The organism is Kluyvera sp. CHPC 1.251, from assembly GCF_036759945.1.
GTDB lineage: Bacteria > Pseudomonadota > Gammaproteobacteria > Enterobacterales > Enterobacteriaceae > Kluyvera > Kluyvera sichuanensis.
This window is the reverse complement of the sequence record NZ_JAPKIC010000001.1, coordinates 826949-839572: the sequence shown is the minus strand read 5'-3', so window position 1 is coordinate 839572 and position 12624 is coordinate 826949. Positions and strand designations below refer to the sequence as shown.

The 12624-nt window shown below is 51.8% G+C and carries 14 protein-coding genes and 1 other annotated feature; of the genes, 3 read left to right on the top strand and 11 right to left on the bottom strand.

What is annotated here, in order from left to right; translation table 11 throughout:
* Window positions 1-35: 35 nt before the first annotated feature.
* The 9 genes from btuC to thrS all read right to left on the bottom strand — a co-directional run bounded on the left by btuC (window position 36) and on the right by thrS (window position 8290).
* Window positions 36-1019: a vitamin B12 ABC transporter permease BtuC gene (gene btuC / locus V6940_RS03770; protein WP_333494873.1), complete on the bottom strand. Its 984-nt coding sequence runs from the start codon at window positions 1017-1019 to the stop codon at window positions 36-38.
* A gap of 99 nt (window positions 1020-1118) precedes the next feature.
* Complete coding sequence (gene ihfA / locus V6940_RS03765) at window positions 1119-1418, bottom strand: integration host factor subunit alpha (protein WP_003030571.1); 300 nt, start codon at window positions 1416-1418, stop codon at window positions 1119-1121.
* A gap of 4 nt (window positions 1419-1422) precedes the next feature.
* The gene (gene pheT / locus V6940_RS03760) at window positions 1423-3810 is read right to left on the bottom strand and encodes a phenylalanine--tRNA ligase subunit beta (protein WP_333494872.1); all 2388 of its coding nucleotides are present in this window, start codon (window positions 3808-3810) and stop codon (window positions 1423-1425) included.
* A 15-nt stretch (window positions 3811-3825) separates the two neighbouring features.
* On the bottom strand, window positions 3826-4809 hold the full coding sequence (pheS, locus tag V6940_RS03755) for a phenylalanine--tRNA ligase subunit alpha (protein ID WP_035896277.1): 984 nt from the start codon (window positions 4807-4809) through the stop codon (window positions 3826-3828).
* Window positions 4810-4869: 60 nt separating this feature from the next.
* Window positions 4870-4994, bottom strand: a sequence feature (Phe leader region).
* Entirely contained in the window at window positions 4945-4989 is a 45-nt protein-coding gene (gene pheM, locus V6940_RS03750; protein ID WP_001386830.1) for a pheST operon leader peptide PheM, read from the bottom strand. Its footprint overlaps the feature before it by 45 nt.
* A 118-nt stretch (window positions 4995-5112) precedes the next feature.
* Complete coding sequence (gene rplT / locus V6940_RS03745) at window positions 5113-5469, bottom strand: 50S ribosomal protein L20 (RefSeq protein WP_000124850.1); 357 nt, start codon at window positions 5467-5469, stop codon at window positions 5113-5115.
* A gap of 52 nt (window positions 5470-5521) precedes the next feature.
* Window positions 5522-5719 (bottom strand): 50S ribosomal protein L35, encoded by a 198-nt coding sequence (rpmI, locus tag V6940_RS03740; protein WP_003030583.1) that lies wholly within the window; start codon window positions 5717-5719, stop codon window positions 5522-5524.
* 96 nt (window positions 5720-5815) lie between these two features.
* Window positions 5816-6358, bottom strand: a complete 543-nt coding sequence (gene infC / locus V6940_RS03735; protein ID WP_071828920.1) for a translation initiation factor IF-3 — start codon at window positions 6356-6358, stop codon at window positions 5816-5818.
* 3 nt (window positions 6359-6361) lie between these two features.
* Window positions 6362-8290: a threonine--tRNA ligase gene (gene thrS / locus V6940_RS03730; RefSeq protein ID WP_333494871.1), complete on the bottom strand. Its 1929-nt coding sequence runs from the start codon at window positions 8288-8290 to the stop codon at window positions 6362-6364.
* 292 nt (window positions 8291-8582) lie between these two features.
* On the opposite strand from thrS, the gene yniD reads away from it, so the two are divergent.
* Window positions 8583-8690, top strand: a complete 108-nt coding sequence (yniD, locus tag V6940_RS03725) for a small membrane protein YniD (protein ID WP_185668624.1) — start codon at window positions 8583-8585, stop codon at window positions 8688-8690.
* Window positions 8691-8959: 269 nt separating this feature from the next.
* Here yniD and V6940_RS03720 read toward each other — a convergent pair whose 3' ends face one another.
* Window positions 8960-9205: a hypothetical protein gene (locus V6940_RS03720; protein WP_185668623.1), complete on the bottom strand. Its 246-nt coding sequence runs from the start codon at window positions 9203-9205 to the stop codon at window positions 8960-8962.
* Between the two features lie 270 nt (window positions 9206-9475).
* Window positions 9476-10234 carry a DUF481 domain-containing protein gene (locus tag V6940_RS03715; RefSeq protein ID WP_333494870.1) on the bottom strand — a complete coding sequence of 253 codons (759 nt, stop codon included), beginning with the start codon at window positions 10232-10234 and terminating at the stop codon, window positions 9476-9478.
* 316 nt (window positions 10235-10550) lie between these two features.
* Between V6940_RS03715 and pfkB the strand changes: the two genes are divergently transcribed.
* On the top strand, window positions 10551-11483 hold the full coding sequence (gene pfkB / locus V6940_RS03710; protein ID WP_333494869.1) for a 6-phosphofructokinase II: 933 nt from the start codon (window positions 10551-10553) through the stop codon (window positions 11481-11483).
* 274 nt (window positions 11484-11757) lie between these two features.
* Window positions 11758-12618: a fructosamine kinase family protein gene (locus V6940_RS03705; RefSeq protein WP_333494868.1), complete on the top strand. Its 861-nt coding sequence runs from the start codon at window positions 11758-11760 to the stop codon at window positions 12616-12618.
* Window positions 12619-12624: the final 6 nt, after the last annotated feature.

The following is a 12624-nucleotide window of genomic DNA, read 5'->3' as shown; positions in this document are numbered from 1 at the left end:
GCGAGACACCAAGGCTTTTTAGTCAGGATGTTGATTCAGTATTTACCCGATTTAAGTAGCAGCCAGATAAACACCGGTGCGCCCAGGGTGGCCGTGACGACGCCAATCGGCAACTCAGCGGCAGACAGCGCCAACCTCGCCACAATATCAGCAAACAGCAGCGTGCTGGCCCCAGCCAGTGCGCTGGCTGGCAGCAGCACCCGGTGGTCGGTCAGGCCGCACAGACGCAGCATATGCGGCACCACCAGCCCGATAAAGCCGATAGCGCCTGCCAATGCCACACTCACCCCCACCAGCCAGCCGGTTGCCATCACCAGCAGCTTGCGCCACAGTGCAATGGGCACCCCAAGCTGGCGCGCGGAGGTTTCACCCAGCGCCAGCAGGTTTAGCGGCTGCGATTGCCAACAAAGCCAGATGATGACCGGAACCAGCGCCCCCATCAGCCAGAGCTGCTGCCAGTCAACGCCGCCAAAGCCGCCCATCATCCAGTACATCAGCTGGCGCAGATCGAACGAGGTCGAGAAATAGACGGCCCAGGTCATCAGTGCGCTACAGATAATCCCCAGCGCGACGCCGGCTAGCAGCAGACGGCTGGTCGATAAATGTCGGCGAGCGAAGCGCATAAGAATCGTGGTGATAGTCAGAGCCCCAACGATAGCTGCCAGTCCTGGCCCCCAGGCCGGTAGCAACCCTTGCCCCAGCATCACCGCGGCAATCAGCCCGACACCTGCCCCGTTTGAAACCCCAAGTAGACCCGGCTCAGCCAGCGGGTTCTCAAACAGCGCCTGCATCACGGTACCGGACAACGCCAGCGCGGCCCCCACCAGCACAACAGCCAGCGTACGCGGCAGGCGGATTTGCCAGATAAAGAGCTGCCCTTTTGCCGTGAACCATTCACCTGGTGCAATCCATTGGTCACCGGCGCACAGGCCGATGACCAGCATAAACAGGAGAAGAAACGACAGTGCGATGAGCCAGCGCCGGTGAAGCCGCTGCTGTTGGGATGCATAGACCAGCATAGTTATCCGTAAGCTCGTAGAGAAGCGTTTGATTTTACGGTGGTTCCGCCACCAGGAAAAGAAAAAGGCCGCATGCGCGGCCTTTTTAGTTAGTTCAGATTACTCTTCTTTGGGTGTTGCGTTTTCGACCCGGCTTTTTAACTTCTGTCCTGGTCTGAAGGTCACCACACGCCGGGCTGTAATGGGAATATCTTCACCCGTTTTAGGGTTACGTCCCGGGCGTTGGTTTTTGTCACGCAAATCAAAGTTACCAAAACCGGAGAGTTTTACCTGCTCACCGTTTTCAAGAGCGCGACGGATCTCTTCGAAAAACAGCTCAACCAGTTCTTTGGCATCCCGCTTGCTAAGCCCAAGCTTATCAAACAGATATTCTGACATTTCAGCTTTTGTAAGCGCCATAGGTTCAATCCCTCAATGATGCCTGGAATCGCTCTTTTAATGCCTCTACACATTTGGCGACGGTAGCGGCAATCTCCTCTTCTTCGAGTGTACGGCTGGTATCTTGTAGGATCAGGCTGATAGCAAGGCTCTTATAGCCTTCCGCAACACCCTTACCACGGTACACGTCAAATAAGTTTACGCCAACTACCTGATTTACGCCAACTTTCTTACATTCGTTTAAAATATCTGCTGCAGGTACGTTTTCAGCAACCACAACCGCGATGTCGCGACGGTTTGCCGGGAAGCGTGAAACGTCGCGAGCCTGAGGAACCACGCGGTCTGCGAGCTTGTTCCACTCCAGTTCGAACACCAAAGTGCGGCCGTTCAGATCCAGCTTACGTTCCAGTTCCGGGTGAATAACACCAATGAAACCAACGCGTTCACCTTTCAGATAAATCGCCGCAGACTGGCCAGGATGCAGGGCTGGGTTCGCTTCTGCCTTGAACTGAATTTCAGATAATTTACCGGTCAGGTCGAGAACAGATTCCAGATCGCCCTTCAGATCATAGAAATCAACAGTCTCTTTTGCCAGGTTCCAGTGCTCATCGTAGCGGTTACCGCAGATAACGCCACCCAGCATCACGTCCTGACGAATACCCAGCGGAGCCTGAGTGTCCGGCACAAAACGCAGACCGGTTTCAAAGATACGTACGCGGCTCTGTTGGCGGTTCTGGTTATAAACAACGGTAGACAGCAGGCCGGTCCACAGGGACAGACGCATGGCCGACATTTCGCTGGAAATCGGGTTTGGCAGAATCAGCGCTTCTTCACCCGGGTGAACCAGCTGCTGGACTTTCGGATCCACGAAGCTATAGGTAATCACTTCCTGATAGCCTTTGTCGTTGAGCATGGTTTTCACACGCTTCAGTGGCAGGTTAGCTTCTTTATGGCTGCCCATCACCAGACCAGCCTGTACCGGCTCGTTCGGGATGCTGTTATAGCCATAAACACGGGCCACTTCTTCGATCAGGTCTTCTTCAATTTCCATGTCGAAGCGCCAGGTCGGAGCAACAGCCTGCCATTCGTCGTTACCCACGGTCACGTTGCAGCCCAGACGGGTCAGAATGTCGGTGACCAGCTCATCAGCAATATGATGACCAATCAGGCGATCCAGCTTGCTGCGGCGCAGCGTGATGGTCGCACGCTTCGGCAGCGTAGCGTCGTTAGTCACATCGATGATTGGACCCGCTTCACCGCCACAGATCTCGAGGAGCAGGCCGGTAGCACGTTCAATCGCTTTGTACTGCAGTACCGGGTCAACGCCGCGCTCGTAACGGTGAGACGCATCGGTATGCAGGCCATGGCGGCGAGCACGGCCGGTAATAGACAGTGGGCTGAAGAATGCGGATTCCAGCAGCACGTTTTGCGTTTCATCGTTCACACCGGAGTGCTCACCGCCAAAGATACCCGCCATCGCCAGCGCTTTGTTATGGTCGGCAATCACCAGGGTATCGGCGTTCAGCTTCGCTTCGGTGCCGTCGAGCAGAACCAGGGTTTCACCCTCTTTTGCCATACGCACAACGATGCCACCTTCAATGCGATCTTTATCGAACGCATGCATTGGCTGGCCCAGTTCAAGCAGGACGTAGTTGGTGATATCAACAACTGCATCGATGGAACGAATACCGCAGCGACGCAGCTTTTCTTTCATCCACAGCGGGGTTGGCGCTTTAACATTGATGCCTTTAACCACGCGGCCCAGGTAGCGAGGGCACGCGTCGGCAGCATCGACCTGAATCGGCAGCACGTCGGCAACGGTAGCGGCAACGGCGTTGATTTCCGGCTCGTTCAGCGGCAGCTTGTTCAGCACAGCAACATCACGCGCAACACCGATAATGCCTAAGCAGTCGGCGCGGTTCGGGGTCACGCTGATTTCAATGGTGTTGTCATCAAGCTTCAGGTATTCACGGATATCGGTACCCAGCGGCGCATCGGCCGGCAGTTCGATAATACCGCTATGGTCGTCGGAAATACCCAGCTCAGAGAACGAGCACAGCATCCCTTCAGACGGCTCACCGCGCAGCTTAGCGGCTTTAATTTTGAAGTCACCTGGCAGTACGGCACCGATGGTCGCCACAGCAACCTTAAGGCCCTGGCGGCAGTTTGGCGCGCCGCAGACGATATCCAGCAGACGTTCTCCGCCTACGTTCACTTTCGTCACGCGCAGTTTGTCTGCATTTGGGTGCTGACCGCACTCAACCACTTCACCGACAACCACGCCGTTGAAGCTACCAGCAACGGCTTCTACGCCGTCCACTTCCAGGCCAGCCATCGTGATTTGACCCGACAGCGCTTCGCTATCAATCGCCGGATTCACCCATTCGCGTAACCACAGTTCACTGAATTTCATTGTTTTATCCTGCCCTTATTTAAACTGTTTGAGGAAACGCAGATCGTTTTCGAAGAATGCACGTAAGTCGGTGACGCCGTAACGCAGCATGGTCAGGCGCTCCATGCCCATGCCGAAGGCGAAGCCGGAATAAACTTCCGGATCGATACCAACGTTACGCAGGACGTTCGGGTGCACCATGCCGCAGCCCAGAACTTCCAGCCATTTACCGTTTTTGCCCATCACATCCACTTCAGCGGAAGGTTCGGTGAACGGGAAGTAGGACGGACGGAAACGAATCTGCAGATCTTCTTCAAAGAAGTTACGCAGGAAGTCGTGAATCGTACCCTTCAGATTGGTGAAGCTGATGTTCTTATCAACAATCAGGCCTTCCATCTGATGGAACATTGGGGTGTGCGTCTGATCGTAGTCGTTACGATATACGCGGCCCGGCGCAATAATACGGATTGGCGGTTCCTGATCCTTCATGGTGCGGATCTGTACGCCGGAGGTCTGCGTACGCAGCAGACGGGTAGCATCAAACCAGAAAGTGTCGTGGTCAGCGCGTGCCGGGTGGTGTGCGGGAATATTCAGCGCATCGAAGTTGTGATAGTCATCTTCAATTTCCGGACCCGTCGCCACGGTAAAGCCGAGCTCACCGAAGAAACTTTCAATACGGTCGATGGTGCGAGTCACCGGGTGTAAACCACCGTTTTCAATACGACGCCCCGGCAGGGAGATGTCGATGGTCTCTGCGGCCAGACGGGCGTTCAGTACGGCGTTTTCCAGATCGGCTTTACGCGCGTTCAGTGCCTGCTGCACCTGCTCTTTCGCTTCGTTGATAACGGCACCCGCTGCTGGACGCTCTTCTGGCGGCAGTTCACGCAGTGTGGTCATCTGAAGGGTCAAGTGCCCTTTCTTACCCAGATATTCGACGCGGACATTGTCTAACGCGGCAACATCTGAAGCCTGGTTAATGGCTGCCTTGGCACTGGCAACCAGCTCTGCGAGATGTGACATGGTTTTCCTCATTATGTCGGTGCAGACACCGGTTTGGTGGACTTAATCTCGAATTCAGATACAAAAAAAGCCTCCATCCGGAGGCTTATTGGCGCTGATTTTTCGTTTCTTCTTTCACGCGCAAGCCTCCTGAGTTCAGGTGCTAAAGTAAAAGAAGAAGCGGAAAATAGCAGCATTCATGCTTGCGTTACCTTGTGTGGTAATAACCGTAGAGTCTTTATTGAAAGGTCTACGCTGATAAATGTCAATGCATTGATACGGTTAAAATGAAAAGAGGGAGACTAGCTCCCTCTTCCAACTGGCTTATGCCAGTGCTGCTTTCGCTTTTTCGACCAGAGCGGTGAACGCTACTTTGTCGAATACTGCGATGTCAGCCAGGATCTTACGGTCGATTTCAACAGAGGCTTTTTTCAGGCCGTTGATGAATTTGCTGTAAGAAATACCGTTCTGACGTGCTGCTGCATTGATACGTGCAATCCACAGCTGACGGAACTGACGTTTACGTTGACGACGGTCACGGTAAGCGTACTGACCAGCTTTGATAACAGCCTGGAAGGCAACGCGGTATACGCGAGAACGCGCACCATAGTAGCCTTTAGCTTGTTTCAGAATTTTTTTGTGACGTGCACGAGCAATTACACCACGTTTTACGCGAGCCATGTGAGCTCTCCTGTATCTATATTCTTAGTAAAAAAAATTAAACGTTAACGGCTTATGCGTACGGCAGGCACGCGATAACCAGACCCAGATCGCCTTTAGACACGAGGCCTTTTGGACGCAGGTGACGTTTACGTTTAGTAGATTTTTTGGTCAGAATATGACGCAGGTTTGCGTGCTTACGCTTAAATCCACCACCACCGGTTTTTTTGAAGCGCTTAGCAGCACCGCGTACGGTCTTAATTTTAGGCATCTTAATAACTTCCACTTCGCATTGTTAATAAACGAAACGTAGGCGAACAACATCAGTGAAGCCCTAAGGCTCCACCGACATCGCTACTTGAAGGCCTTACTGTTTCTTCTTAGGAGCGAGCACCATGATCATCTGGCGGCCTTCTATCTTCGTTGGGAAGGATTCGACTACTGCCAGTTCACTCAGATCGTCACGGACGCGCGTAAGCACTTCCATACCGATCTGCTGGTGGGCCATTTCACGACCGCGGAAACGCAGTGTGATCTTAGCCTTATCGCCATCTTCGAGAAAGCGAACCAGGCTGCGGAGTTTTACCTGGTAATCGCCATCATCGGTCCCAGGACGGAATTTAATTTCCTTAACCTGGATAACTTTTTGCTTCTTCTTCTGTTCCTTAGAAGACTTACTCTTTTCATAAAGGAACTTGCCGTAGTCCATGATACGACAAACTGGCGGTTCGGCGTTAGGGCTGATTTCAACTAAATCTACTCCGGCCTCTTCAGCCTTTTCGATAGCTTCTCTCAGACTCACAATACCCAAAGCTTCGCCTTCCAGACCTGTCAAGCGAACTTCCAGGGCGCGAATCTCGCCATTGATACGATTCGGACGTGCCGTTTGAACTCGTTTTCCGCCTTTAATACCTTATTCCTCCAGTTGTTGAAGACTGCGGCTGCGAATCTCTTGTTGCAGCTTCTCAATCACTTCACTTACGTCCAGGCTGCCCAGGTCTTTACCACGGCGGGTGCGAACGGCAACTTTGCCAGCTTCCACCTCTTTGTCACCGCAGACCAACATATAAGGGACACGACGTAAAGTGTGCTCGCGGATTTTAAAGCCAATCTTCTCATTTCTCAAGTCCGCTTTTACACGAATGCCTGCATTTTGTAGTTTGCGGGTCAATTCGTTAACGTATTCAGACTGAGAATCAGTGATATTCATCACCACAACCTGCACGGGAGCAAGCCATGTTGGGAAGAAACCAGCGAACTCTTCGGTCAGGATGCCAATAAAGCGTTCCAGAGACCCCAGAATTGCGCGGTGAATCATCACCGGTACCTGACGCTCGTTGTTCTCGCCTACATAAGAGGCGCTCAGACGAGACGGCAGAGAGAAGTCCAGCTGTACAGTACCGCACTGCCATGCACGATCGAGGCAGTCATACAGGGTAAATTCAATTTTCGGACCGTAGAATGCGCCTTCACCCAGTTGATATTCAAACGGGATGTTGTTTTCTTCCAGCGCAACCGCCAGATCCGCTTCAGCACGGTCCCACATTTCATCGCTACCGATACGTTTTTCCGGACGCGTTGAAAGTTTGACCACGATTTTTTCGAAACCGAAAGTGCTGTACATATCATAGACTAAACGAATGCATGCGTTCACTTCATCACGCACCTGCTCTTCCGTACAGAAGATATGGGCGTCATCCTGAGTGAAGCCGCGTACACGCATTAAGCCATGCAGTGCGCCTGACGGTTCATTACGGTGGCAGCTACCGAACTCCGCCATACGCAGCGGCAGGTCGCGGTAGGATTTCAGACCCTGGTTGAAGATCTGAACGTGGCCTGGGCAGTTCATTGGCTTGATGCAGTATTCACGGTTCTCTGAAGAGGTGGTGAACATTGCATCTTTGTAGTTGTCCCAGTGGCCGGTTTTTTCCCACAGCACACGGTCCATCATGAACGGGCCTTTCACTTCCTGATACTGGTACTCTTTCAGCTTGGAGCGAACGAAAGTTTCCAGTTCACGGAAGATAGTCCAGCCATCGTTATGCCAGAACACCATACCCGGCGCCTCTTCCTGCATATGATACAGGTCGAGCTGCTTACCGATTTTACGGTGATCGCGTTTTGACGCTTCTTCCAGACGCTGCAGGTAGGCATTGAGGGCTTTTTTGTCCGTCCATGCAGTACCGTAGATACGCTGCAGCATCTTGTTGTTGCTGTCGCCGCGCCAGTAGGCACCGGCGGTTTTCATCAGCTTGAAGTAGTGACAGAAACGCATATTCGGCACGTGCGGACCACGGCACATGTCGACGTATTCTTCGTGATGATACAAGCCAGGCTTGTCATCATGCGCGATGTTTTCATCCAGGATGGAAACTTTATAGTTCTCACCACGTTTGACGAAAGTTTCGCGGGCTTCATGCCAGCTCACCTTCTTCTTGATGACATCGTAGTTTTTCTCGGCGAGCTCATGCATACGTTTTTCGAGCGCGTCGATGTCTTCCTGGGTCAGCGTATGGTCAAGATCAACGTCATAATAGAAACCGTTGTCAATCACCGGGCCGATAGCCATTTTAGTGTTTGGCCAAAGCTGTTTGATCGCATGACCAAGCAGGTGGGCACAGGAGTGACGAATGATTTCCAGACCGTCTTCATCTTTTGCGGTGATGAGAGACAGGGTGGAATCGTTTTCAATCAGATCGGAAGCGTCAACCAGCTCACCGTTTACGCGCCCAGCGATGGTGGCTTTTGCCAGGCCAGGACCGATGTCCAGAGCAACATCCATTGGGCTAACGGCGTGGTCGTAATGGCGTTGGCTGCCATCAGGAAGAGTAATTACAGGCATTTAATGTCCTTATTTGCAGTGGTGCCCCACACGAAAGAGCACATACAAAACTATATGATTAAATTTATCAACAGGTTATGGATTGATTTCTGCTTCACTCTGCAAAAAATGAGGAGTGTGTACAAATTATGTACCCTGCTCCAGCTGCATCCGCCTGCCGATAACACCGTGGGTTAGTTTACACATCATCAGGACATGATAAAAGCCGCAATTACCCTCCGGGGTACACAGTGCTATCTTTACCAACAATTCTGATACACTACGTTTAATCTTAATGACATAGAGACAGAAAATGCCATCACATCGATTCGCGAAAAAACACTGGAAAATGGTACTGGTACTGATCGCTATCTGCGGCGCAATGCTTCTGCTCCGATGGGCGGCGATGATCTGGGGATAATGACGAGGACGTTACGGTTAATAACGTGAGGCATTGAAGTCAATTTAACATGCTGTCCAGCACATTAAAATATATACAGAAAATGCTGTTAACGCAGATTAATTGACAATATGTGCGGCTAAATCCAATACAGATTTACATGTAAAATACAAAAACTGAAATTTGAATTTAAAATAAATAGCAGCAAGAAAAACCGGTACCACTCTACCCGGTTTTCTCTGCCGGTATTAATAACTGAACGAAAATCAAATTATTACAGCACAGAAATATTAGGACCAGCCGCCCGCAACCAGGGTGTGTACGTTAAATGCGTCATCCATAGACTGACCGGTAGACTGTGAGCCAGGCGCCATGTTAGAGCCCGCTTCAACGTCGTGCGCATTGGAGATACCGATGTGCTGTGCGGTAGTGGTGTTTGTAGAACTGGCAGGTTGAGTTACTGGTTCGGCAGCAAATACGCCGAAAGAGAGTGCTGACAGCAAAATAGCTGCAGATGCGATTTTGATATTTTTCATAATGTTTATTCTCTGACTTGATTAAGACTTTAGAACGCTAAGGCATCATTCCGCCCTTGAACATAGTCTAGATCCAGATCACACTTTTGCCTAGTCAAAATATTTAGCTATTCGTGTCAAATTTATTGAATATATATGTCAGAAAGGCCGATTATGGAGATATTATGAAGGACTTGTATTTTTAATAAAATAAAACAGCGGTTGTTTTTAATAATAACACAAAACGATAAATTGAAAATACAGGCCAGGAATTCCCCAGCCTGTAAATGATTACATCGTGTAACCCAGGGTCAGCGATGTACGGCGGTCGGTATGATTCGGCGCCGTTGCCGGTGGCTCAGAGTTCCAGGTCACGTTGTAAGCCACTTTCAAACCAAAGTGTGCATTAATAGCAACGTTCAGCGCGGTTTCTGAGTTCACGGTGGTATCATCTGCCCCAAGGACGGAAACACCCTGTGTGAATTTAGCCGTGTCGGTCATCTGCCAGGCGTAGGTCGTGGCAGCATAGCCCAGCGGCTGGGTTTCCGTATTGCCATCGGTATATTCGTCATAGCGAACACCAGGACCGAATTCAAAACGGAAGCTGTGGATTGGCCCGTTCAGGAACTGACGACCATAACCTGCCGTAAACACGTCACGTTCATGGTAACCATTATAGCGATCGGTTAACCAGCTAGCCTGACCAAACAGGTAGTCTTCGTGTGTCATGTTGTAACGGCTACGACCACCGACGGAGTATTTCTCGGAAGAACGTTCATCATTTGCAGAGGTGTTGCTGGCTGCGCCCCATAAGGACCATGCCGTCTCGCTACCGTACCATGTGAGCGTGGAATCTGCGGTTGCTGACGTACTTTTGGTGTTGCCAGCCTGCGAGAGATAGCCCGCATTGACGTTGCCTTCAAAAGGCTTCTTAGCGGTAGTTGGGTCATCCATGACAGTAAAAACGGTATCACTGGCGGTTGCATACATAGACGCAAACACGCCCCCCAGCAGCACAACCGCTACCGGTACTGTCTTCAAAAGCTTCATTTATTAAAGGTCCATACAACAAAATAGGAGACGATTCCGTCCCGGGAAACTTTCGCGAGGATCAACGATGGGGTGGTCCGTAGAAAGGCAACAAATTATAAAAAGGCACGTATAACATAGCAATCTATTCTTCTTTCATTTTTTGAATAAGAGCCCTCTCAAAGCACGTTTTATTTCATAATAAAAAACGACGGCTTCTTTACATTTTTCTATAAAAATCAGTCCATTGTTACTTTCCTTATCGATGAACCAGTGCCAGACTTAAACCCAATTGTGTTCAGAGCCGTCTTCTGGCTCATAAAGGGAGGTTATCGCTATGGTCCAGATCTACACGCTGACGCTCGCCCCTTCACTCGACAGCGCCACCCAAACGCCACAAATCTATCCGGAAGGTAAACTGCGTTGCAGTTCCCCTGTGTTTGAGCCCGGCGGCGGCGGCATTAACGTTGCCCGCGCAATTACCTTTCTCGGAGGCCGAGCTACCGCCATCTTCCCTGCCGGTGGTGCCACCGGCGAGCACCTGGTCGCCCTGCTCCAGCAGGAAAATGTTCCCGTTGAAAGTATCAATGCGCACGAATGGACCCGCCAGAACCTTCACGTCCACGTCAATGCCAGCGGCGAGCAGTATCGCTTTGTCATGCCCGGTGCCACGCTCAACGAAGATGAACTGCAACAAATTCAGCAAAAGGTCCTGCAGATTGCACCAGGCTCTTTGCTGGTTATCAGCGGCAGCCTGCCGCCCGGCGTTTCCCTGGAGCAGTTCACAACGCTCATTAAAGCGGTTCAACACCATGGGCTGCGCTGCGTTATCGATAGCTCTGGTGATGCGTTGACCGCCGCGTTAGCCATTGGCCAAATCGAGCTGGTTAAACCGAATCAGAAAGAGCTGAGTGCGCTGGTCCAGCGCGAACTTATACAGCCTGATGACGTCCGCAATGCTGCGCAGGAGATTGTCCGCAGCGGTAAAGCGCGTCGGGTGGTGGTGTCATTGGGGGCACAGGGGGCGTTGGCAGTGGATGAACAACTCTGCGTGCAGGTCGTTCCCCCGCCAATTAAAAGCCAGAGCACCGTGGGTGCGGGGGATAGCATGGTCGGCGCGATGACCCTGAAACTCGCCGAGCACGCCAGTCTTGAAGAGATGGTTCGCTTTGGGGTTGCCGCAGGCAGCGCAGCCACGATCAACCAGGGCACTCGCCTGTGCTCACGGGAAAATACCCAAAAAATCTACGATTATCTGCAACAGCACTAAATGTTCAAAAATCGGACTCGCGGAGCCCGCCGCGAGTCGCGAAATTGCCGTTATCGGCTATGCTAACAAAACTCCATTGTTAACAATGGTGTGCATCGCGATGGTTGAACCAGCCATTGCCACGGGTGAGCCATCATGCGTTTGTCGCAGAAGGCATACGACCTTGCCTCTGCTTTCTACACTCTTTTTACCCGTTGTGCGGTCTGGCTCGTATTTTTACCCGGTCTTTATGCGCTAACCTTATGATATGGCAGAAAACATGGGGAGAGACATCATGTGGCAAGCGATCAGTAACCTGTTAGGCGAGCAACTTGGAAGTGGCGAAATCGATCAGCGTACTGAACTGCCCGGCGGAGAGATCCATGCCGCATGGCATATGCGCTATGCGGGTCGAGATTTTTTCGTCAAATGCGATGAACGAGAATTACTGCCCATTTTTACCGCGGAGGCCGATCAGCTTGAGCTGCTCTCTCGCAGCAAAACTGTGGCCGTTCCTGAAGTTTTCGTCGTCGGCACCGATCGCGACTATAGCTTCCTGGTCATGGAGTATCTCCCACCGCGTCCGCTGGATGCGCATAATGCTTTCTTGCTGGGGCAACAGTTGGCCCGTCTGCACGAATGGAGCGATCAGCCGCAGTTTGGTCTCGACTTCGACAACGATCTGTCCACCACCCCGCAGCCCAATGCCTGGCAACGGCGCTGGTCTAACTTTTTCGCCGAGCAGCGTATTGGCTGGCAGCTGGAATTAGCAGCAGAAAAAGGCATGGAGTTTGGTGATATCGATGCGATAGTCGACCACGTTCAGCAGCGCCTGAGTTCCCACCAGCCGCAGCCTTCCTTACTACACGGTGATTTGTGGTCAAACAACTGCGCGCTGGGGCCAAACGGGCCGTATATTTTCGACCCAGCCTGTTATTGGGGAGACCGCGAGTGCGACCTTGCCATGCTGCCGCTACATCCTGACCAGCCGCCGCAAATCTACGATGGCTATCAGTCCGTCTCGCCGCTGCCGGCCGATTTCCTTGAACGCCAGCCGGTGTATCAGCTGTATACCCTCATTAACCGTGCCATTCTGTTTGGTGGGCAACATCTGGTTATCGCGCAAAAGGCGCTGGATAACGTCCTTGCCGTATAACGACAA

Coding starts and splice junctions, on each gene's coding strand:
- btuC (WP_333494873.1), bottom strand. CDS start 1,019: ATGCTGGTCTATGCATCCCAACAGCAGCGGCTTCACCGGCGCTGGCTC.
- ihfA (WP_003030571.1), bottom strand. CDS start 1,418: ATGGCGCTTACAAAAGCTGAAATGTCAGAATATCTGTTTGATAAGCTT.
- pheT (WP_333494872.1), bottom strand. CDS start 3,810: ATGAAATTCAGTGAACTGTGGTTACGCGAATGGGTGAATCCGGCGATT.
- pheS (WP_035896277.1), bottom strand. CDS start 4,809: ATGTCACATCTCGCAGAGCTGGTTGCCAGTGCCAAGGCAGCCATTAAC.
- rplT (WP_000124850.1), bottom strand. CDS start 5,469: ATGGCTCGCGTAAAACGTGGTGTAATTGCTCGTGCACGTCACAAAAAA.
- rpmI (WP_003030583.1), bottom strand. CDS start 5,719: ATGCCTAAAATTAAGACCGTACGCGGTGCTGCTAAGCGCTTCAAAAAA.
- thrS (WP_333494871.1), bottom strand. CDS start 8,290: ATGCCTGTAATTACTCTTCCTGATGGCAGCCAACGCCATTACGACCAC.
- yniD (WP_185668624.1), top strand. CDS start 8,583: ATGCCATCACATCGATTCGCGAAAAAACACTGGAAAATGGTACTGGTA.
- V6940_RS03720 (WP_185668623.1), bottom strand. CDS start 9,205: ATGAAAAATATCAAAATCGCATCTGCAGCTATTTTGCTGTCAGCACTC.
- V6940_RS03715 (WP_333494870.1), bottom strand. CDS start 10,234: ATGAAGCTTTTGAAGACAGTACCGGTAGCGGTTGTGCTGCTGGGGGGC.
- pfkB (WP_333494869.1), top strand. CDS start 10,551: ATGGTCCAGATCTACACGCTGACGCTCGCCCCTTCACTCGACAGCGCC.
- V6940_RS03705 (WP_333494868.1), top strand. CDS start 11,758: ATGTGGCAAGCGATCAGTAACCTGTTAGGCGAGCAACTTGGAAGTGGC.